This is a genomic window from Agitococcus lubricus, assembly GCF_003051055.1.
Taxonomy (GTDB): domain Bacteria; phylum Pseudomonadota; class Gammaproteobacteria; order Pseudomonadales; family Moraxellaceae; genus Agitococcus; species Agitococcus lubricus.
The window spans coordinates 128,086-148,553 of sequence record NZ_QAON01000006.1 but is presented as its reverse complement, the minus strand read 5'-3'; the positions used below and the strand labels follow the sequence as shown (position 1 = coordinate 148,553).

The window sequence follows — 20,468 nt, the reverse complement described above, 5'->3', positions numbered from 1 at the left end:
GCCGTTTGTCGGACAGTTCACAATTTTTTAGAGAAAATCACTTGCTCAGGCAGTTGAACAGTGGTAACTTTTGTCTGCCGAATAGCACGTTACCCAATATAAAAAAACGGTAACAAAAACTATAAATAAACCCGAGGAGAAAATCCCATGAAAGCTTTGAAAAAGCTCGCCCTTGTTTCTGCTGTTTCTATGATTTCTGCTGGCGCATTTGCAATGGAAGCGATGGACGATGAGTCTATGGCTGCTGCAACTGGTCAAGACGGTATCACCATTTTAATCTCTCCAGGCACTATTACGACTGCTGCTGCAACTGGTACTTACGGTGTATCTGCTGGTCAAGTATCTGCGCTTGATGCTGGTGGTATCGCTGGTACATTAAAAGGTTTAACCATTAGCCAAATCGTTGTTCATGACGATGACGGTATCGCCACTCGTGGCGATTCTGGTGCCTTAGTTATTGGTGATGGTACAGCCGCTGACTCTACTGCTGTTTTAGCTGACGACACATCCGCTATCCAAGTTCTTATCGACATGGTCGGTAACGCCAACGGTGATGCCACTGCCGATGACCCAATGTTAAACGTCGCTATCACAACACCAGATTTGTTAATCAAAACTGGCGACATCTATGTGGCTAACTCTAACGCAGTGGCTGACGAAGTTGCAGTAGGTCGTGATACTAACAGTGACGGCGATGCAACAGATGCAGAAGTCAACGGTTCTACTCACAATAACCGCGTTCGTATCTTAAATGGCTTAGAAATCAAAATGGGTGGCAGCACAACAACCATCCAATTGGGTAACGAAGCTCAAGGTGCAATGATTGTTGCTAACTCCACATTAGTCGGTGGTTTAACAATCAATAACTTCGAACTGTTTGATGCAAACAGTGGTGGTTCTATCCAAGCTAGCAGCTTGTCTATGACTAACGCAGGTGGTGCTAACTTAACTGTCAATGCCCGTGTTGATGCATTTGGTGCTGCTGCCCCATTGGGTGAAGGTTTGTATGTAACTATCTCCCAATTTGGTGATGCAGTTAACGGTGCTGACTTAGCCTTAAATAACGTAGCAATTGGTGCTACTGGTACAACCAACATTATCGGTGATGTTCAAATCCTTGGTTTGAACGTTTCTGGTACAACCATGGTTATCCGTGGTCACTAATTTTAAGAGAGACGCTGTTCTCGCTTAAAGCAATTACGGCAGCTTAGGCTGCCGTAATTATTTATGCCTTACTGGGTGCATAAATCCTATCAAATCTAATAAAAAACAAAAAATTACAGCGCAAAGCAAATAAATACCTTAAAATAGACCCTAACAATACCCATAACAATAAATCGTGTTGACTTAGGTGGCTTACCACAATGAAAACAATAATAACTCCTAGCATGTTAATCGTGTCTCTGTTGTTATCGGCCTCGGGTCACGCTTTAGAGTTGCTGGAAGAAGCAGACCTTGCTCAAACTGTCGCCCAAGATGGTTTGGATATTTCTTTTATATTGCCTACCAATGGTTGGACTATTAATACCATGCAGTTGACAGACCAGTCGGGTATTCCAGCCACCATTAAACCAGGTTACGAGTTTAATGCGGGGAATATATTGTTTAAGGATATTGCAGTCAGGGGTTGTGTACAAAACTCGATTGGTGGTGATTGTACCAGTGCTGGTACACACGGTTTTCGCTTGATACTCGATTCGGTGGGTAATATTGGCGATGGCTCGCCTATGTTAAATATCCAAACCACCCTGTCGGGTGCTACTCAAAAAGTCCGTGTTTATATGGATAAAATTGCGATTAGAAATAGCTTGGGCTTAAACGAAGCAACATTGATAGATTTTAATAACCGTGATACCACAGTGGCCAGCGCCTATCTCAATAGGGATTATATCGATTTTTTGCCAACAACCTCGACCTTGTTTACCTTGCAGTTGGGGGGTGAGTTGTCGGGACGTATGATTAGTTTTGGTGCAACCAGTTTTAATACCATTAACTTGGGTGAAATTCGTTTGGTTGATAAAGTAGATACAGGTTTTGGTGGTAATGGTCGTAACTTACGTTTTGGTTTAACATTGACAGACGTCAATTTAAGTAACGCAGGCTTGGATATGACGCCTGAAGGGCTTGCGTTTTCAACGCCTAGTTTAACAGGACTAGATATTACCATGAGTAATATCACGACAAATACGTCTGGAGTGACAATGGGAAGTATAGGGGTGAGAGACCTTAACTTATCTCAGCACTCGCTGATTCTTACAGGAAAATAATCATCACCCGCGATGCGTAATGGTATTGTTTGGTATGAAAAATAGCCTTTAAGGCAATAACCTGTAACAAATTACAGAAAAACGCGTGAAAACTATGGTAAAAAATAGTATTTTGCGTGTAATAAAAATCATTAACTGGTTATTAAAACCTAAAATTAGAAAAACGCTTATGTTTCTAACGACTATTGGTTCTGCAATCATCTTTATGTTTGCGAATGATGCTTTTGAAGTGGCAGATAAAAAGCCTGCTTCAATCTATTATAGTCATGCGACTGACGTACGCGTCAATTCCTATGCTGTCATGGATGAGCCTGTAGAAACGGTTGCGCCTTTATCTGAACAACAATTCCGAAATATCTCTCGCCAAGCCTATGACTATAGCTGCGGTTCTGCCGCTTTAACTACGCTGTTGAATGGTTACTTAGGTCGCCAATTTACCGAAAAACAAATTATGGATGGTTTGTTAAAGTTCGGAGAATACGAAAAAATTGTTCAGCGTCGTGGTTTTTCCATGTTGGATATGAAACGTTTGGTCACTGCGCTAGGGCATCCCAGTGGAGGTTATAAGGGCAGTATTAATGATTTGAAAAAACTTGACCACCCAGCCATTATTCCAATCCATTATGCTAATTTCAAACATTTTGTGATTGTCAGAAAATATAAGGAAGGGCGTTTTTTTATTGCTGACCCTGCGCTTGGAAATATCAGTTTTCCTGAAGCAAGACTTGAGGAAATTTGGGATGGTAACGTCATGTTTGTTGTCTTCCCTAATGGTTTTAAGCCGCAGCCAACTTTAGAATTAACCGAAGCTGATATGCGGTTTATTGATGATAAAACTATCAATTATTTGGCTTTTATGGAAGTCAGTGAAAATCACAGACAAATGGAATTAAATGCCGACCGTGCGGGCACTTTACAGCGTGTATTTAATGCAGACGAAAAAGCAAGTCAAGCTGAAAGTATAATTGATGTTCCACTTCGGTCATATTATCGACGTAAATAGTCGTTGTTTTTATCGACAAGATTAAATAAGGAATCATAACAATGAGAAATTGGGGTCAAACTCCGTATGTTTTGGTAGCACTCAATTGCTTGTGTTTTTCTATCGCTCATGCCGATGAAACAACCCAGCCTGCAAATACAGCGGCATCTACTGATACCACAGCAGCGGCTACGCCAGCACCGACACCTGCACCTAGCAGTGCAGATGTTGCACGAGATGCACTAAAACAAAAATCGACAGATGCTTCTTCGGACAAGAATTTAGAGCAAGTTTTCAAGGCAGCAGAAAAAAGTTATTCATTATCTAAACGTGGTAAATTTGCCATGAACTATGATGTGAACTATAGCTTTTATCGTGACTCCCGTTTAGATATTGCAATATCTGATGATACCTCTACAATCACTCGTTTGCGTATTCAAGAAGATGCGCAGCATTCTTTTACTAATAATATCGATGTCTCTTATGGCTTGCTTGATAATTTGACTCTAACAGGCTCTTTACCCTTAGTTTATAAAATGGATACCCTTGCAGGTAAAGAAACAACAGGATTAGGGGATATTTCTGTGGGTTTGCGCTGGCAGCCTGTGCCCTTAAAAAGAGGACTGCCAACAACAACATTGTTCTCGTCGCTGTCCTTGGCAACGGGCGATAGTCCCTATGAAATCAACTCGGTGACTGATTTGTCGACAGGTAAGGGGTATTATGGTCTGTCAGCGGGTCTGAGTATGAGTAAAGTCACAGACCCAATTGTTTTATTTGGTTCAGCTAGTTTTTCGATAGGTAATAAACTCAGTGACTTAAACCAGTCACGTGGTACCCGTAATTTGACTAGTATGGACCCTGGTACGAGTTTGGGGGCATCACTAGGGTTTGCTTATTCCCTCAACTATGACGTTTCCATGAGTGCCTCTTATCAGCATAGTATTTCTACAAATAGCCGTTTTACATTTGATACGGGTACCGAAATAGAGGTTGTAGAGCCAGCAACTCAAGTATCAGGTTCGTTAAGTTTTTCTTTGTCCTTGCGTACCAGTCCTAAACGTATTGTTAATGTGAGCTTAGGCTATGGTTTGACAGAGGACTCTCCAGACATCAATTTAGGCTTCTCAATGCCTCTAGAGTTTTTAGGTTTAGCGACAGAATAATCGCATTTAAGGCGTATCGTTTATGACTATTATTCCAAACAAGCCTAATAAACTAACGCGATTAGCGATTGCAATGTTGGCGATGTATGGCTCAGGCGCACAGGCTATGTTGGCTCAAAACATGTCTGTAGATTTGCGCTCCTTATCTTTAGGAAATGCAGTGACAGCCGACCCGCCAGGTATCAATGCCATTCACTTCAATCCAGCGGGTTTAACTAAAATTCAAGGCTTGCAATTAGATATTCAGTTAATGATGGCCGATTTCTCTATTGAAGCGGAATTATCTGCGCCTGCAAACTATCGAGTATTTGGTTATTCTGATGACCCGCTTGTCTGTGAGGATGACCCATTAGATACTCAAGCTTTATGCTCTCAATTCAAAACGGCAAGTTCTGGTGTAGAAGGGGTAGCTTTATATCTTCCAGTCTTGGACAAAATGGTTAAACTACCACCAGGTCCTATTGCAGCGCCAACCGCAGGGATCGCCTATAAACCACCTGGTTCTAAATATACCTACGCCACTGCATTTTATGCGCCCATGATTGCGGGCTATTACCGTAAAGACGAAGACCCTGGCGTATATATGGGTAAAATGGTTGCTTTAGAACGGATTACTTATTTATCTCCTTCAGTAGCATATCAAGTTAATGATGAGCTGTCTGTGGGTTTGTCCGTAGGGATGTCATATCAAGCAGTTGCCTTAAATACCGACTTTCGTGCTCCCAATGAATTAATTGGTGTATTTCGTATGTTTGACGAAGATGTTTGTGGTCCTTTTAAGGAGAGTGCAAACATTGTGACTGACTTGCTGTTGCTAGGACTTTGTAATGCCGAAGAAAGCCTAGGCCCCTTCAAAAAAATGGCAAACTTAGATGTTTCGTTACAGCAAACGCTGTCACCGACCTATAACCTTGGTATTTTATGGGAGCCAAACGACCGTTTTGCATGGGGAGCTGTTTACCAAAGCGGTAGTAATATGCGTCTGAAGGGTAAGTATAAAATCCAGTACGAAAAAGGTGCGCGTTCTTTAATTAACCAAGGGCTACAAAGTTCGATTACAGGTCAAATCTTAGGTGCTATTTTAGGTCTACCCAGTTATATGCCAGCCAAAGAAGAGGGCTTGCTATCAATGGATATTGAGTTTCCAGCTCACTTCCAAACAGGCATTAAGTATAAATTATTACCGCAGTTACAAATTAATTTTGACGTAGGTTGGACAGATTTTGGGGTATGGAACGCGTTTAATTTTGAATTTGACCGCGATGTGCAAGTGCTCAGGATTGCAAAAATATTAGTACCTGGAACCACAAATCGCTCATTGAGTTTCCCTCTTGAGTTTAATACACGTTGGAACTGGGGTGTAGGCTTAGAATATTCACATACAAGTCGTTTAAAATTTCGTTTGGGTTATGAGCCGCGTGATAGTGCTGTTCCTGATAACAAGCGTAACATTCTAGCACCCATTAACACGGCTAAAATGTATGGTGCAGGGATTGGCTACCGATTTGACCGTGATACTGATATTGACCTGACACTGATGCACTTGCGTAGTCGTGATACTGTGCCCGCAAATACCAGTAGTTTATTAAACCAAACAGGGATAACCAATTTGGTATATAACCCTTATGCGGGTTTGGATGCTAAAACGAGTGCGACGGTCAATATTATGGGTTTAGTCTATCGCACACGTTGGTAAGATATGCGCTTCATTTTGATTCTGTTATTTTTGCCAGTTACCATTCAGGCAGAGGACCGTTTTTACCCAACAGTAGATGCGCAGGGACGCGTACAAATTATCAAAAATAACCAGTCTTCTACAAGTAAAAAATTAGAGGATTCTCCATCCGATGCAGCTAAGTCTGGTGTAAACTCAGAAAACACGTCCCTAACCAATTCATCTAAGCCTGTATTAGAGCTTGATAACGAAATCTACATTGAAAGTGAAGTTCTGGAGAAACGACAATTTGCTCCGGAAGGCAAAAAGCGATTTTATTATTTGCCTGATGGAAGTGTTGGTTCGCGAGTGATTGAAAGTGATAATGGTGTGACATCTATTGTTGCACCACCAGTGATAAGTACGCCTCTGAAAGAAACTTTCCGTGCACCTACGTATCAGATTGTGGATAAACAAATAATACAGTCTTGGTATCAGTTACCCAGCGAATGCTTTGATTTAACATATCTTAATCAACGGCAGAAACCATTTTTAGAAAAAAACAGTATTTGGATTAAACCACCTCTAGTAGGTGAGCATATTTCAACACCAGAAAAAGTACTATTAGTTTCTGAACAACTGTCTAAAATGACAATAGACACACGTTTTGCTTCGTTCGCTACAACTCATAAGCGTCCAAAGTTTTATGTGCCTTTTATTATGTTTGCCGACAAGCAGGGATGTGTGTTGTCTGGTGTATGGAATTATTGGAGTCAAGCCAGTCCAGCAACAAACAGTCAATATGCAAGTGTTGATGGCTTAGTCCAGCTCCCAGAAAATACCACTTATGTTTTATTTTATCGCCCTGTCAATGAGCTAAAAACAACGCTACCCGTGATGTACAAAACAGGGGCATTTACGATGGATGTTTATTCCAAGAGGTTACCATGAAAAGTTCTGCTCGTTTATTGCTCTTGCCAGCTTTAGTTGCTTTGCTAACTCAATTAGGCGGGTGCGGCGAAGGAAGTAATAGCTTAAAAGATCCAACACAAACATCAACTGACGCCTTAACGACCTGTATTGCTGATACGACTAATCGGTGCTCAACAGGCCAGTTTATTGATGAACCTGTCGCTGGATTAAATTATGACTGCGATACAGTCAAGGACGTGACAGATGCCGAAGGTTTCTTTTACTGCCCTGATAATTCATTTGTTAGCTTTTATATAAAAGCTAAAAATGGTGAGCGCCGTATTGATTTAGGTAAATACCGTTTAGCACCGATAGGTTTGCTTAGTGGTAGTAAATTAAATGTGGTACAAAAAATTACCCCCCGTGATTTGTTTGGCTATACCAGTGATACCTTGACCACAGAGACATCTACAGGTACGCAAACCATCAATGTACTACGTTTACTACAGACCTTGGATACAGATGGCTATTCAGAAAATAATAGAGTATTAAATCGCATTGTTTTAACGGAAGCCGTTAAAGAAAAACTCAGTGCATTGAAAGCTGACATCTCTGTTACTCAGTTTGCACAAACTGAAACCTTAGAGGAGTCACTAGCACCGTATTTAACAGCATTAAATAAAACCTTACCTGCAAATAACATTGCCATTAGTCGTTTTGAAAAATCGTTTGAAGTTCTACAAGCAGGCTTTTATGAAGTGATTCCTTTTGCGATAGCTCAAACTTTTACCACAGGAGAGAAGGCTTATACAGGTATGTTAGGTTTGCCCCCATCGAGTACCTCAAATGAAAAGCTCTTAGAAAGCATGGTTTTTTTACTCGACCGCGAAGGTAAAAGTATTGGTATTGCCGCCGAGTGGAAGGGGAATGCCGCAGATTCAGACTTATCCAATGGCTCAGAACTGAACGATGTACCTAGTCAATTTGTGCAAAGTTTTATCATCGACCAAGAACCTAAATTTTTAAGTCCAATCAGTCAAAATTTAGGTTTTGAGTTTGATGGTAAAGTTAAAGCAAATTTTAAGTTTGTTGACAATCAAAGTGGCGGTTTTGTGCATATTACACAAGGTGTAATGTCAAAAAGTAATATGTCTGGCAGTGTACCTTTTTTTCGTAATGTTTATGGTTTGGCTGTATCAGAGCCTGTAGATGATAATGTTCTGGGAAAATGGGAAAGACGTGACCAAAACGGTAATATGACTTTTAGTGGTACGGTGAATATGAACCGTACTCGCGATGTATCCACCTATCTGAACGAAGACATTTGGCGAACAGTAGATAATATAGAAGTTGGTGAAAAGCCCACATTCCCATTACATTTAAAACTACGTCTCAAAGATGGTAATAGCTGTCAGGGTGAAAGTGATGGTTGTTTGGTTGGTGATATGGGGATTAGTATTTTAGCGAATGGTAACATTATCAGCGATAGAGATAATAATTGTAACACGACCTTAGATGCTGACTTAAAAGACCAATTAGGAACACAGGAATATCGTATTGGGACAGTCTCAGCAACTCTAGCCCTAAATAATCGTTATTATATCAGCCCAATTATTTTGGTTGGGGATTGGGTAAAAAACTTGCCGACAGATGATGTTTGGCAGAACTTCTATGGTGTGCAAATAGGCGTTATCAGTTTTGTGGGTGGTCGTAAGGTGCGTATTGATGTCACAAGTACAGCCAATACTAAAGCGGTACTGATTGGTGATAATGAGTCTGAGAATTCTGTAGACGTTGCCCGTTGGTTTAGTTATGTCAAAACCTTACAGTTTATTCATAAAAAAGCAGACGAGCCTAGAACGATACAGGTAGGCTCTACTCAGGGCAAAGTAACGGCAATTAGTACACAGAGCTGTTATAACCCACAACCTAAATCATAATTAGACATAATTATAAAAAAGCCGACCCATGAGTCGGCTTTTTTATGGTGCTTATATACAGACTGTGCTTGTTTGGGGGTAAACCCAAACAAGTAGGTGTCAGTTAAGCCTTCTAGGCGAGACGACGTCTATACAACGGCATATCTTGGTCAACACTGGCTTGATAACTTTCGGTAAAGTCATGAAGTCCTGCCAGAGCAACATCTATATTTTTATCGGCACGTACAGCAAAGCTATTAAAGCCACAGCGTTTTAAGTAAAACAAATTATCCTTAAACACGTCACCTGTGGCGCGTAATTCACCTGTAAAGCCGTAGCGTTGGCGCAATAACACTGCATAAGAATAACCCCGACCGTCTGCAAAAGCAGGGAAGTCTAAAGCTATCATGGCAAAATGTGCCAAGTCGTCACGGATTTGTTCTGGATGTTGGTCAGGTTTCAAAACGATCGCCTTAGCATAAGGATGTGCGCTAATTAACTCGCGGTGCGCTTGCCAGAGTGCCAGTGTCACCACAATCGCTTGTGCGGGCAGTTCGTTAATCTCGCTTAACCAGACAAAGGAGTCGGCAATAATCACGCCGTCTTTAATAATATTAGGCATAGACGCGCTCCTTAAATTTTTCAATACCAATACGGCGATAAGTCTCTAAGAAACGCTCGTTGTCATGGCGATGGTCGAGATACACATTTAATACTTCTTCAATCACATGCGCCATGTCTTCGGCATAAAAAGAAGGGCCTAAAATGTCACCTAAGCTAGCGTCATGGCCAGCATTACCACCTAAAGACACTTGATAGTATTCTTCACCTTTTTTGTCTACGCCTAAAATACCAATATGGCCAACGTGATGATGCCCACAGGCGTTCATGCAGCCCGAAATATTGATATCTAAGGCACCAATATCATAGACTTCATCGAGGTCACTGAAGCGACGTTGAATCTGTTCGGCAATGGGAATGGACTTGGCATTCGCCAATGAACAAAAATCACCGCCAGGACAGCAAATAATATTGGTTAAGAAACCAATATTGGCGGTAGCAAAACCTAGCGCACTTAAACGCTGCCAGAGTGCAAAAAGCTGGTCTTGACGTACATCGGCTAAGACGATGTTTTGTTCGTGTGTGGTACGTACTTCGCCAAAACTATACTGGTCTGCAAGGTCGGCCACCGCAAAAAGTTGCTCGGTGGTAATATCACCCGGTGCAACGCCTGTGCGTTTCAGCGACAAAGTTACAATCCGATAACCCGCCTTTTTATGAGCATGGGTGTTATGGTTAAACCAAAGCGCAAAGGCTTTATCATCGGTCAAGGCTTGGCTGAGTTCGGCTGGATTATCGCTTAAATCCTGATAAGCAGGCTCGGTAAAAAAGCTGGCTAAACGGGTAAATTCGGCCTCAGGTACTAAAAGATTTTCGGTTTTGGTGTGTGCAAATTCAGCCTCTACTTTTTCCGCAAACACTTGAGGTGTCAGTGCTTTTACCAAAATTTTGATGCGTGCTTTGTATTTATTATCACGACGACCATATAAGTTATAGACGCGCAAAATCGCTTCTAAATAAGCAATCAATTCATTTTGAGGCAAAAACTCACGAATCACAACGCCAATAATCGGGGTACGGCCTAAGCCACCGCCGACTAAAATTTTATAGCCAATGTCGCCTGCATCGTTTTTCACGATATAAACACCAATGTCATGCACAGCAGTTGCGGCACGGTCTATATCGGGATGAGCATTAACGGCAATTTTGAATTTACGTGGTAAAAAGGCAAATTCAGGGTGAAAGGTTGACCATTGGCGAATTAATTCGCAAGTGGGGCGAGGGTCAATCACTTCGCCAGCAACCACCCCTGCAAATTGGTCAGTCGTGGTATTGCGGATACAGTTACCACTGGTTTGAATGGCGTGCATTTGTACTTTAGCTAAATCGGCTAAAATATCAGGAACTTGTGCCAAGGGTGGCCAGTTATACTGAATGTTTTGACGGGTACTGATGTGCGCATAGCCACGGTCATACTGGCGAGCAATCGTAGCGAGGGTGCGTACTTGCTGGCTAGATAACATGCCATACGGAATAGCAACGCGTAGCATCGGAGCATAGCGTTGAATATATAAGCCATTTTGTAAGCGGAATGGGCGAAATTCATCTTCGCTCAGTTCGCCTGCTAAATAGCGCTGGGTTTGATCACGGTACTGCGCTACGCGTTGATCGACGATTTTTTGATCGTATGCGTCGTATTGATACATAAGCCTTGCACTTTGTTATAACAGAAAATATAGGGGCTGTGGATTTTAAAACACGCCGTTATTCTAAAGACTTTGTTTTTGTCTCTGTAAATAACGGCGTATTTAGCTCAAAAATGAGTTGTGACGGCCAAATGGCTACAGATAAACTCTTACTGCTAAGGATACCAAGACTTGCTATATAACTAAAATGCTTTTTCTCTATATGAATCTTAGGTTTTAGTGATAAAGACATCGGCTATAGTTTTAACGATTTGCGCGACATACGTTGTAATATTGATTGGGCACACATAATGATGAATTTAGTCAAAACACATAAAAAGCCCTTGTTTGGCATAGGCACTGCCGTAGCATTTTATACGGTATTAGGGTTTACCGTCTTACCAACGCTCATCAAACAGGCAGCGCAAGATTATGTGTCCAAAGAGTTAGGTTTAGTGTTAGCGATTCAAACAATTGAAGTGAATCCGCTTAAGCTGGCGATTAAACTCAATGGACTCGCTATTTATGACACGCAAAATAAACCGTTAATAGCGGCTAACAGTATTTATCTAAACCAAAGTTTATTACTCTCTCTATGGCAACGTCGTATTTATGTTGAAGAGCTGGATATTATTAAACCCGTGGTAAATGCTCACATTAACGCTCAAGGGAAATTAAATTTATTACAACTGATACCTGCTGATGACAACCCCAAAACTGAGCCTCTGCCGTGGCAATTGGCGGTGTTTAATTTACATCAAGCACACGTGGATATTAAAGACGATAGCCGTTCTAAGCCCTTTGTTGCAACCCTAGAAGATATTAACCTCGACCTCTATAATTTAAGCTCGCTCAAAGGGGATAAAGGCAGTTATCAATTACAAGCAGAAACTAGCCTAGGTGAAAAGTTGAAGTGGCAAGGTGTGATAGGCCTAAGTCCATTGATGTCTTCTGGGCAAGTCAGCATGCAGCATATTCAAGCTAAAACCGTCAATAATTTGTTAGATGAGATGCCATTTGTCTTACAGAAAGGCGAGTTAGGTATAGATTTCTCTTATCAGTTAGAAGAAAAAAATGAGCAACCCTTGCTTCGTGTGTCTAATGCCAATGTAGAGATAAAAGCGGGGTATCTGACAGATAGCAAACGTCCTTTTGCACTTGCCTTTGATGCGTTTAGGATTGAAAACTTGGCAAGTGATTGGCCACATCTCAATAGCCGTTTTGCGCGTTTATCGGTGACGGATTTTAACGTGCAAGATACTTCAAACCAAACACAACCTTTGGCCTATGAACAACTTGTATTGACCGATGGACAGTGGCAGCCTGAACAAGATAATGCCAGTTTGGCAACGATTAGTCTCAATAAGCTGTTGATTGGTCAAGATAAACCCTTATTAGCTTTACCACAACTTTATATTCAACGTCTAAAAATTAACCCCAAAAAACAATATATTGACACGGGTGCAATTGTTATCGAGGGAGGAGAGATAGCATGTGAGCGTCGGCAAGATGGCACGCTCAATTGGCAGCGTTTTGTCACAGACTTAGAAAAACGTATAGCATCTACATCTACATCTACATCTACATCTACATCTACATCTACATCCCAGCCAAGCCCTACATGGCGTTATGCGTTAGGGGAATTGTCTCTCAATAAACTATTACTCAATATTAAAGACGATACGCAACAGCCTGCCATTGCTAACCAAGTCCATATACATCAGGTAGTCATTAAGCCCGAATTAGACTTAGCTAGACCCCATGAATGGGAAGGTAGTTTAACCCTAAAGTCTGGGGGAGATATTCGTTTGTCAGGACTCTTTCAGGAGAGTCCACTCAAGGTTCAAACCGAACTGGAGATTAAACAACTGGCCTTAGTCCCCTTTGCTCCGTATGTTCAGGATATGGCACGCTTAAAGTTGGAGAGTGGTCAATTAAGTGTGAAAGGGCAATTGTCTGTGCAGCAAGACAAGAGTTTACAGGCAAGTTTTAAGGGCAGTGTGGGGTTAAATCAGTTTGCTGCTAATGATATGAAACTCAACCAGCGTTTTTTGGCATGGCGAGGTCTGAATATCGCAGGTTTAGATTGGCAATTAAGCCCCCAACGTTTGGCGATTAAACGTATTGATGTTGAGCAGCCCTTTACCCGTTTGATTATTGCGCCTGATAAAACCATCAATTTGCAGCAAGTCATTGCCGATACACCCGATACAACTCAAAAATCCTCAACCGCCGCGCCCTTAGCGATGACGATTGCCCAAGTGAATGTCCGTAATGGGGCGATGTTATTTGCGGATTTATCTTTAACGCCTCAATTTGCCACAGGTATTCAACAATTAACGGGAGATATTCGCGATATATCAACCCAAGCCAGTAGCCATGCCCGTGTTAATTTACAAGGGCGCGTTGACCAATATGGTAAAGCGTTTATTAAAGGCGCGTTAAATCCCTTTAATCCCGATGAAAATACAGCAATGTTGGTTTCTTTCCAAAATGTAGAGCTAACCACTTTAACGCCGTATTCAGCTAAATTTGCAGGTTATCGTATTGATAAAGGCAAATTGTCTTTAGATTTGAATTATAAAATTCACGAGCGGCAGTTAAATGCCACCAATAAGATTGTCTTAAATCAATTGACCTTAGGTGAAAAGGTAGATAGTCCTGATGCGGTGAGTCTACCGCTACGCTTAGCGATTGCCTTGCTTAAAGACAGTGACGGTGTGATTGATTTAGATATTCCTATTACAGGCAGTTTAGATGACCCCAAATTTAGGGTTGGTCCTATTGTTTGGCAAGCCATTGTTAATGTATTAACCAAAGTGGCAACAGCACCTTTTCGTTTTATCGCCAATTTGGTTGGTGGCGGAGAGGATATGGATAGTCTAGCCTTTGCCGCCAATAGCAGTCAGTTAACCACAGAGAGTCAACAAAAAATTCAACAAATTGGCCAAGCCTTGCTAAAACGACCCCAGTTAAGTGTGGAAGTTCGCGGGACATTTGACCCGCTACTGGATAGTCAAGCCATACAACAAAGTAAGTTTCAACAGATATTGACGACGAAACTACAGAATAATCCAAATAAACAAATGGTATTAGAAAATTGGTATAAAGAACTCTATGGTGTGGAGGCATTGACGCAACAAAAAGTCTTAAATCTTAAACCCAATACGAGCCAAGAGCTAAGTTTAGCGATGGAAAGCTATTTATTGGCATTATCCACACAAATTAAACAGCATTATGCGGTCAGCGAAGGCGATTTACGCCAATTGGCTTTAGATAGAGCGCGAAGTATTAGAGCCAGTTTAATCGAAAAACACCAAATTCCCGAACAACAAGTTTTTGTGTTAGAACCTGAAAGTAGTGCCGCTATCTCAGAATATGTGATTACTAAAGTTAATGTCAGTGCCCATTAAGTATGGGGACTACTTGGTCTGTTTCCTTGCCTCGTAGGGCAATAAAAGGTCTGATTGTTTGACAATTTATTCTATGCAGCGCTCGTAGCCCATGTTAGCATGCGTGCAGAACAAAAAACGGATATGGGTTTTATCAACGGGTGTGCTATGACCTTTAAAGCGGCAGAAAGTCTAGCGGAGCAAATTGCTCGTCATGTTGGCAGGCAAATTGTGACAGGCGATTTGGTAGAAGGAGAGCGTATTCAAGAGCTTAGAATCGCCAAAGAGCTTAATGTCAGTCGAGGTTCTGTCCGCGAAGCCTTGCTGATTTTAGAGCGTCGCCACTTAATCAATATTTATCCGCGTCGTGGTGCGGTGGTCGCCGAAATGTCGGCACAACAAATCAAAAGTCTATTTGAAGTCATTACCCTGTTATTAACCTTGATTGCCCGCCGTGCTGCGGATAATTGGCGGCAAAGTGATGTAGAAAGTTTTACTTCTTTAGTGGAACACATGCAGGCATTAGCGCGTGAAGGGGATATTGAGGGCTTTTATGAAGGCTCATTTTCTTTTTTTAGAATGGCTTACCGTTTTGCCATGAATCCCTATATTGAAGAAATGCTCGAAGATTTACAGCCAGCGTTGCAACGAAGTTATTATTTAGCTTTACATACCAATAAGCGTGAATTACAAGAAGCGCATGGGTTTTTTAAGGGAATTTTGGAAGCTATTTTAATGCGTAAAGGAGAACAGGCTGCCTTGTTGGTTGATGATTTTTGTCGTCATTTGCGTAATTTGGTTCTCGACTCTTTAGCGCGAATGAAACAAATTGAATTAGCGTGGGCGCAACGCTCTCGTCGTTAATAGTGAAGGGATATCAATTAAATATCCTTTCTGTGGTGATAAAGGCATTTTGTTTAAGCGCAAAGCGTGAAATAAAATGCCTACGACAAAACAAATGTATAAAAAAGCTGCATTTTGTCGGTTTTTATTAATATTTTGTTGCAATTTGCCGCTAGTCTGTCTATTTTTTCCGATAGAATTTCAAAAAAATCCTAATGGACTTTGGTGTTTGTATATATAGGAATTTTTGCCAAAATTAGAACTTGTTTTTGCTATCAATCACTTAGCGTATCTCAATGCCGCTATTATTTGTATAAGCATAATATCTATTTTTTGCAAATATAATTCCCAAAAAAATATGACAAACTAGGCTAAGGACTCATCTCTTAAAATCTCCATACACTAGACGATTATGCGCCTTAAAAGTATTAAGCTGGCGGGCTTTAAGTCATTTGTGGATGCGACAACGGTGCCTTTTCCACAGAATCTCTCTGCGATTGTGGGGCCAAATGGTTGTGGTAAGTCCAATATTATTGACGCCGTTCGTTGGGTAATGGGGGAGTCGTCTGCCCGCTATTTGCGTGGTGAGTCGATGGCTGATGTCATTTTTAATGGCTCAAGTGGTCGCAAACCCGTTGGACAAGCCAGTATTGAGCTGATTTTTGATAATACCGATGGTACTTTGGGCGGAGAATATGCCAAATACCAAGAAATCGGTGTACGTCGCCAAGTAAATCGGGATGGGAAATCCGATTATTTTCTAAATGGTAGCCGATGCCGTCGTAAAGATATTACCGATATTTTTTTAGGGACAGGTTTAGGCCCGCGCTCATACGCTATTATTGAGCAGGGGATGATTTCGCGTTTAATCGAAGCCAGACCTGAAGAGTTACGCGTTTATATTGAAGAAGCAGCGGGTATTTCGCGTTATAAAGAACGCCGTAAAGAAACAGAAACGCGACTTAACAATACCCGAGATAATCTTGCCCGATTAAATGATATTCGTGATGAGTTAGCCCGTCAGTTAGCCCATTTACAAAAACAAGCCGATGCCGCCGAAAAGTATCGGGCGTTAAAAAACGAAGAACGCCAAACCAAAATCCAGTTATATGGCTGGCGCTGGCAATCGTTGCAGCAAGAGCTTGCCCATTATCAACAACAAATTCAGCTTAAAGCCAGCCAACTGGCAGAATCCTTAAATGCGCAACAGCATTTTGAGTCAGCTATTGCTCAAGCTCGTCATCAAGAAGATAACGCGCATCAGGCAGTGCACGCCGCCCAGAACCGTGTATTTGGTATTAAAAATAGTATTAGTCAAACGGAACAGCAGTTACAGCACCATGAACAGCGTCGTCAGCAGTTGAAACAGCAGGCAGCCTCTTTAAGTGCACGGCAGCAACAAGCCTTAGCCGAGGCAGAACAAGATGAATACGAGTTAGCTGAGTTGGCTCAGCAGTTAATTCAGCTATTGCCGCAGCAGGACGAGTTAGCAGCGCGCTTAGACGAACAACTGTGGCGTGTTGAACAAGCTGAACAGCAATTACTGACGCAACAACAAGACTATGAGGCCAAGCAACAGTCGGCAGCGCAAACCACGACACAGGTGCAGTTGTGGCAAAATAAAGTACAAACCTTAGAGCAAGGTCTGTTGCGTGCTAAAGACCGTCAACACCGCTTACAGCAAGAAATGGGGCAGTTTGCAACCGATGATTTGCTGGAAGAGGTGGCAATTCAGCAAACTCTATTAGCAGAATTGGATAGTTGTTTGCATCAAGAACAGGTGCAGCAAGAACAAATTAGCGAGCAACTTACCGCGACGGCCAATCAATTACAGCATTTACACCAACACTTACATGATTTGCAAAGTCAGCAGCAACAAGCGCAGGGCGAACAATCGGCTTTGTTGGCGCTACAACAAGCCGCCTTAGGCCGTGATAATCATCAACAAGCACAGTGGTTAGAACAGCAACAGTTGGCTCAACAACCGCGTTTAGCGGAAGTGCTGCAAGTGAAAACGGGTTTTGAGCCATGGGTAGAAAAAGTATTAGGCGAGGCAATTAGTGCTATTTTGGTTGATGACTTAGCACACATTGATTTAACCGCGTGCCCTGCAGTTATGCTCTTAGAGCGGCAATCGATACCTGCCGATTATCCCCCAGATGCCTTATTAGCCTATGTTGATAGTCATATAGGGAATGAGTTATTAACCCATGTTCGTTATATAGGTACGGTACAACAGGCCTTAGCTGCACGTAGTCAATTAGCTGTGGGTCAGTCTTTTATTTGTGCCGATGGTTATTGGGTAGGGCGTCATTGGTTAAAAGTACTGAATGCAGCACAACAAGACAGTGTTTTGGCACGGCAACAACGCTTAACGCAGTTACAACAGAGTTTGACGCAAATTGCAAATGAGATTGTGGTCTGTCAGCAACAGCAACAACACCTTGTGCAACAGCAACAACAATGGGAGCAGCAACGTTTACAGTTGCAGCGTCAATTGTCACAGCATCTACAAGAACGCGGTGTCCAACAGGCGAAGTTAGGCAAACTGCAAGCACAGTTGACACAGACACAACTACAGGCTCAGCGTATTGCCCGTGAGTTAGATGAATTAGCCCAACAAACAACAATTGATACAGAGTTACTGGCAGAGGCTCGTTTGCAACTAGAAGACTATTTAGAGTCACTGCAACACTATCAAACAGCCTATGAACACTTGCAAACTGAGCGCGAACAAAGTCGATTGTCACTTGTCCAATTACGACAAACACAACAACAATTGAGTCAGCAAAGCCATCAGTTGGCGTTAACGGTACAAGGTTTGCATACCCGACAAGCAGCGTTGGCACAGAGTCAACAACGTCAACAACACTACTTGGCTAGTTTGGCAACACAACAGCAAGATTTGGCAAGTTCTCTCTTGGCCTTGACTGAGCCGAATGCCGAATTAACCCTGTTGTTAGAAGACTATCTGGCCGAAAAATTGGTTGCTGAAGAGGCACTACAAGCATCACAGGTACAGTTACAAGCCTTGGCGAGCGAATATCGTCACTTAGAGCAGCAACGGGCGCAACTGAATGCCAGTATTGAGCCGTTGCGTCAGGGCTTAGAACAAGACCGTTTAACGTGGCAGGGCGTTTCTGCTCGTCAAGAGCATCTCGTCGAGCAGTTACAAGCGTTAAATACGACGCCAGAAATGATAGATGGCTTCACTCAGGCATTGAATGAAGCGGATTTACAACAGCGTTTAGACAGTGTGGCCACCAAAATTGGCCGATTGGGTGCGATTAACTTGGCGGCTATTGAAGAATATCAACAGCAGGCAGAGCGTAAAATCTATTTAGATAATCAAGCGCAAGATTTAGAAGAAGCACTGACGAAATTAGAAACGGCGATTAAACATATTGATAAAGAAACACGTACCTTATTTATGGATACGTTTAATCAAGTAAATGATGGCCTACAGCATTTATTTCCAAAAGTGTTTGGTGGCGGTATGGCCGCTTTACATTTAGTGGGAGAGGATACTTTAACGAGCGGAGTGAGTATTACCGCACGGCCACCTGGTAAAAAAAATGCGACAATCCATTTATTATCTGGTGGTGAGAAGGCGCTCACAGCATTAGCGCTAGTTTTTGCTATTTTCCAACTTAATCCTGCACCATTTTGTTTATTAGACGAAGTGGATGCACCATTAGATGATGCGAATGTCAGTCGCTTTTGTCGCTTAGTAGAAGAAATGGCACAACAGGTACAATTTATTTATATCACGCATAATAAAATTGCGATGTCGATGGCAAAACAATTGATGGGTGTCACCATGCACGAACCCGGTGTCTCGCGCTTGGTGTCAGTCGATGTAGAACAAGCAGCGGCCTTAGCCGCTGCATAAGCAGAACTTAGCTAATGACATAGTTTGAGTTCATATACTTAACTAAATTGAGAGTGATGATTATGGAAACAATGATTTGGGGTGCAGTTGCGGTTGCCCTCATCGTATTGGCAAAAGTACTACGCGATATGTATCAAGCCAAACAACAAGATAGTAGCGAACTGGCAGCAGATGACTATGCAAGCGTAAACGGTATGCCTGTAGTACCACGTGCACAACGTCGTCATTTGCCACAAGTGGCTGTAGAACCTAGTTTTAGTGCTAACGATGCTTCCGAGCATTTTGCGGCTAACGAAGAAATGGAGACTGTGCGTTTTACTGCGCAAGCCATCGAAGAGCCTGTTACCACAAGCAATGTCGTCAACATTAGCGCCAGCAAAGAAGACAAAGTGGATATCGTTGCCGATGAAACAATCAGCGTCGATGATGATTTCGTTGATACGCTTGCCATGTCTGCTTCACAAAGCAAAGTCGTTGAAGCACAAGATTATATTATTGTCTATGTGACATCGGGGCGTGTACCGTTTGATGGCGAGCGTTTATTAAAGTCGGTCTCTAATTATGGCTTGCGTTTTGGTGAAATGGGCATGTTTCATCGCCATGAGCATCCAAATGGTCACGGCCAAGTCTTGTTTAGTATGGCACGTGTTGATGAAGTCGGTGCTTTCGATTTAGAAGCCATGGGTGCTGAATTCATCACTGCAGTGACCTTATTTATGGCCTTGCCTAATCAACAACCTTACTTAGCCTATGATATGATGATTGACACGGCAAAGCGTTTAGCACACGAATTCTGTGGTCAAGTGTTAGACCAAAATCAAAATCCATTAAATCGTCAGTTAATTGAGCATTATCGCGAGCAAGTTGTGGAGTTTACCCGTCACAAACTCATGAGCAAAGCGGTCTAACATCACGATTTCTGTTTCATCATTCTCCCGCTCAACGGGCTTATGCCATAAGGTTTAAGCCCGCTCATCATCTAAAGTCGTCTTATCTTGTCGTTTTATCCCGTCCTGTGCTGTTCAAGCATCTCAAGGCTTTATATTATGGCACGATTTTGTAAAATACGACCCTATTGTCAGGTGGTTAATATGTCAATTCATGCGCATATAACCCTATTAGCAGACGTTTATTATTTTTGTGACTGTTGAAGTGAGGCGTCTTTCGCAGCCATCATCAGCCCTTATTGTGCAGA

General features: G+C 42.1%; 13 protein-coding genes. 11 read left to right on the top strand and 2 right to left on the bottom strand.

The annotated features are described in order from the left end of the window. Positions 1-147 precede the first annotated feature (147 nt). The 7 genes from filA to C8N29_RS08020 all read left to right on the top strand — a co-directional run bounded on the left by filA (position 148) and on the right by C8N29_RS08020 (position 8,921). Positions 148-1,164 carry a putative pilus system protein FilA gene (filA, locus tag C8N29_RS08050; RefSeq protein WP_107865544.1) on the top strand — a complete coding sequence of 339 codons (1,017 nt, stop codon included), beginning with the start codon at positions 148-150 and terminating at the stop codon, positions 1,162-1,164. 224 nt (positions 1,165-1,388) lie between these two features. After that, positions 1,389-2,267 (top strand): hypothetical protein, encoded by an 879-nt coding sequence (locus C8N29_RS08045; RefSeq protein WP_107865543.1) that lies wholly within the window; start codon positions 1,389-1,391, stop codon positions 2,265-2,267. Between the two features lie 169 nt (positions 2,268-2,436). Further along, on the top strand, positions 2,437-3,270 hold the full coding sequence (locus C8N29_RS08040) for a C39 family peptidase (protein ID WP_107865606.1): 834 nt from the start codon (positions 2,437-2,439) through the stop codon (positions 3,268-3,270). 41 nt (positions 3,271-3,311) lie between these two features. Then, complete coding sequence (locus tag C8N29_RS08035; RefSeq protein ID WP_107865542.1) at positions 3,312-4,415, top strand: transporter; 1,104 nt, start codon at positions 3,312-3,314, stop codon at positions 4,413-4,415. A gap of 22 nt (positions 4,416-4,437) precedes the next feature. Continuing rightward, positions 4,438-6,111, top strand: a complete 1,674-nt coding sequence (gene filD, locus C8N29_RS08030; RefSeq protein ID WP_420836654.1) for a putative pilus system OmpP1/FadL family transporter FilD — start codon at positions 4,438-4,440, stop codon at positions 6,109-6,111. A 3-nt stretch (positions 6,112-6,114) separates the two neighbouring features. Then, positions 6,115-7,020, top strand: coding sequence for a putative pilus assembly protein FilE (filE, locus tag C8N29_RS08025; protein WP_107865541.1), 906 nt, complete (start codon positions 6,115-6,117; stop codon positions 7,018-7,020). After that, positions 7,017-8,921 carry a hypothetical protein gene (locus tag C8N29_RS08020; RefSeq protein ID WP_107865540.1) on the top strand — a complete coding sequence of 635 codons (1,905 nt, stop codon included), beginning with the start codon at positions 7,017-7,019 and terminating at the stop codon, positions 8,919-8,921. The genes filE and C8N29_RS08020 overlap by 4 nt, the downstream gene beginning before the upstream one ends. 112 nt (positions 8,922-9,033) lie before the next feature. Here the strand turns inward: C8N29_RS08020 and C8N29_RS17300 are convergent, their stop codons facing one another. Beyond that, on the bottom strand, positions 9,034-9,522 hold the full coding sequence (locus tag C8N29_RS17300) for a DUF934 domain-containing protein (protein ID WP_107865539.1): 489 nt from the start codon (positions 9,520-9,522) through the stop codon (positions 9,034-9,036). After that, positions 9,515-11,167: a nitrite/sulfite reductase gene (locus C8N29_RS08010; RefSeq protein ID WP_107865538.1), complete on the bottom strand. Its 1,653-nt coding sequence runs from the start codon at positions 11,165-11,167 to the stop codon at positions 9,515-9,517. The genes C8N29_RS17300 and C8N29_RS08010 overlap by 8 nt, the downstream gene beginning before the upstream one ends. 290 nt (positions 11,168-11,457) lie before the next feature. Between C8N29_RS08010 and C8N29_RS08005 the strand changes: the two genes are divergently transcribed. From C8N29_RS08005 to zipA, 4 genes are all read left to right on the top strand, one after another. Then, complete coding sequence (locus C8N29_RS08005; RefSeq protein ID WP_107865537.1) at positions 11,458-14,559, top strand: DUF748 domain-containing protein; 3,102 nt, start codon at positions 11,458-11,460, stop codon at positions 14,557-14,559. 147 nt (positions 14,560-14,706) lie between these two features. Further along, positions 14,707-15,402, top strand: coding sequence for a GntR family transcriptional regulator (locus C8N29_RS08000; protein WP_107865604.1), 696 nt, complete (start codon positions 14,707-14,709; stop codon positions 15,400-15,402). A 391-nt stretch (positions 15,403-15,793) separates the two neighbouring features. After that, positions 15,794-19,273, top strand: a complete 3,480-nt coding sequence (smc, locus tag C8N29_RS07995) for a chromosome segregation protein SMC (RefSeq protein WP_107865536.1) — start codon at positions 15,794-15,796, stop codon at positions 19,271-19,273. A gap of 62 nt (positions 19,274-19,335) precedes the next feature. Next, the gene (zipA, locus tag C8N29_RS07990) at positions 19,336-20,181 is read left to right on the top strand and encodes a cell division protein ZipA (protein ID WP_170106932.1); all 846 of its coding nucleotides are present in this window, start codon (positions 19,336-19,338) and stop codon (positions 20,179-20,181) included. Positions 20,182-20,468: the final 287 nt, after the last annotated feature.

What these genes read in the sequence shown, in the direction of transcription:
- filA (WP_107865544.1), top strand. Translation starts at nt 148, where the DNA reads ATGAAAGCTTTGAAAAAGCTCGCCCTTGTTTCTGCTGTTTCTATGATT.
- C8N29_RS08045 (WP_107865543.1), top strand. Translation starts at nt 1,389, where the DNA reads ATGTTAATCGTGTCTCTGTTGTTATCGGCCTCGGGTCACGCTTTAGAG.
- C8N29_RS08040 (WP_107865606.1), top strand. Translation starts at nt 2,437, where the DNA reads ATGTTTCTAACGACTATTGGTTCTGCAATCATCTTTATGTTTGCGAAT.
- C8N29_RS08035 (WP_107865542.1), top strand. Translation starts at nt 3,312, where the DNA reads ATGAGAAATTGGGGTCAAACTCCGTATGTTTTGGTAGCACTCAATTGC.
- filD (WP_420836654.1), top strand. Translation starts at nt 4,438, where the DNA reads ATGACTATTATTCCAAACAAGCCTAATAAACTAACGCGATTAGCGATT.
- filE (WP_107865541.1), top strand. Translation starts at nt 6,115, where the DNA reads ATGCGCTTCATTTTGATTCTGTTATTTTTGCCAGTTACCATTCAGGCA.
- C8N29_RS08020 (WP_107865540.1), top strand. Translation starts at nt 7,017, where the DNA reads ATGAAAAGTTCTGCTCGTTTATTGCTCTTGCCAGCTTTAGTTGCTTTG.
- C8N29_RS17300 (WP_107865539.1), bottom strand. Translation starts at nt 9,522, where the DNA reads ATGCCTAATATTATTAAAGACGGCGTGATTATTGCCGACTCCTTTGTC.
- C8N29_RS08010 (WP_107865538.1), bottom strand. Translation starts at nt 11,167, where the DNA reads ATGTATCAATACGACGCATACGATCAAAAAATCGTCGATCAACGCGTA.
- C8N29_RS08005 (WP_107865537.1), top strand. Translation starts at nt 11,458, where the DNA reads ATGATGAATTTAGTCAAAACACATAAAAAGCCCTTGTTTGGCATAGGC.
- C8N29_RS08000 (WP_107865604.1), top strand. Translation starts at nt 14,707, where the DNA reads ATGACCTTTAAAGCGGCAGAAAGTCTAGCGGAGCAAATTGCTCGTCAT.
- smc (WP_107865536.1), top strand. Translation starts at nt 15,794, where the DNA reads ATGCGCCTTAAAAGTATTAAGCTGGCGGGCTTTAAGTCATTTGTGGAT.
- zipA (WP_170106932.1), top strand. Translation starts at nt 19,336, where the DNA reads ATGGAAACAATGATTTGGGGTGCAGTTGCGGTTGCCCTCATCGTATTG.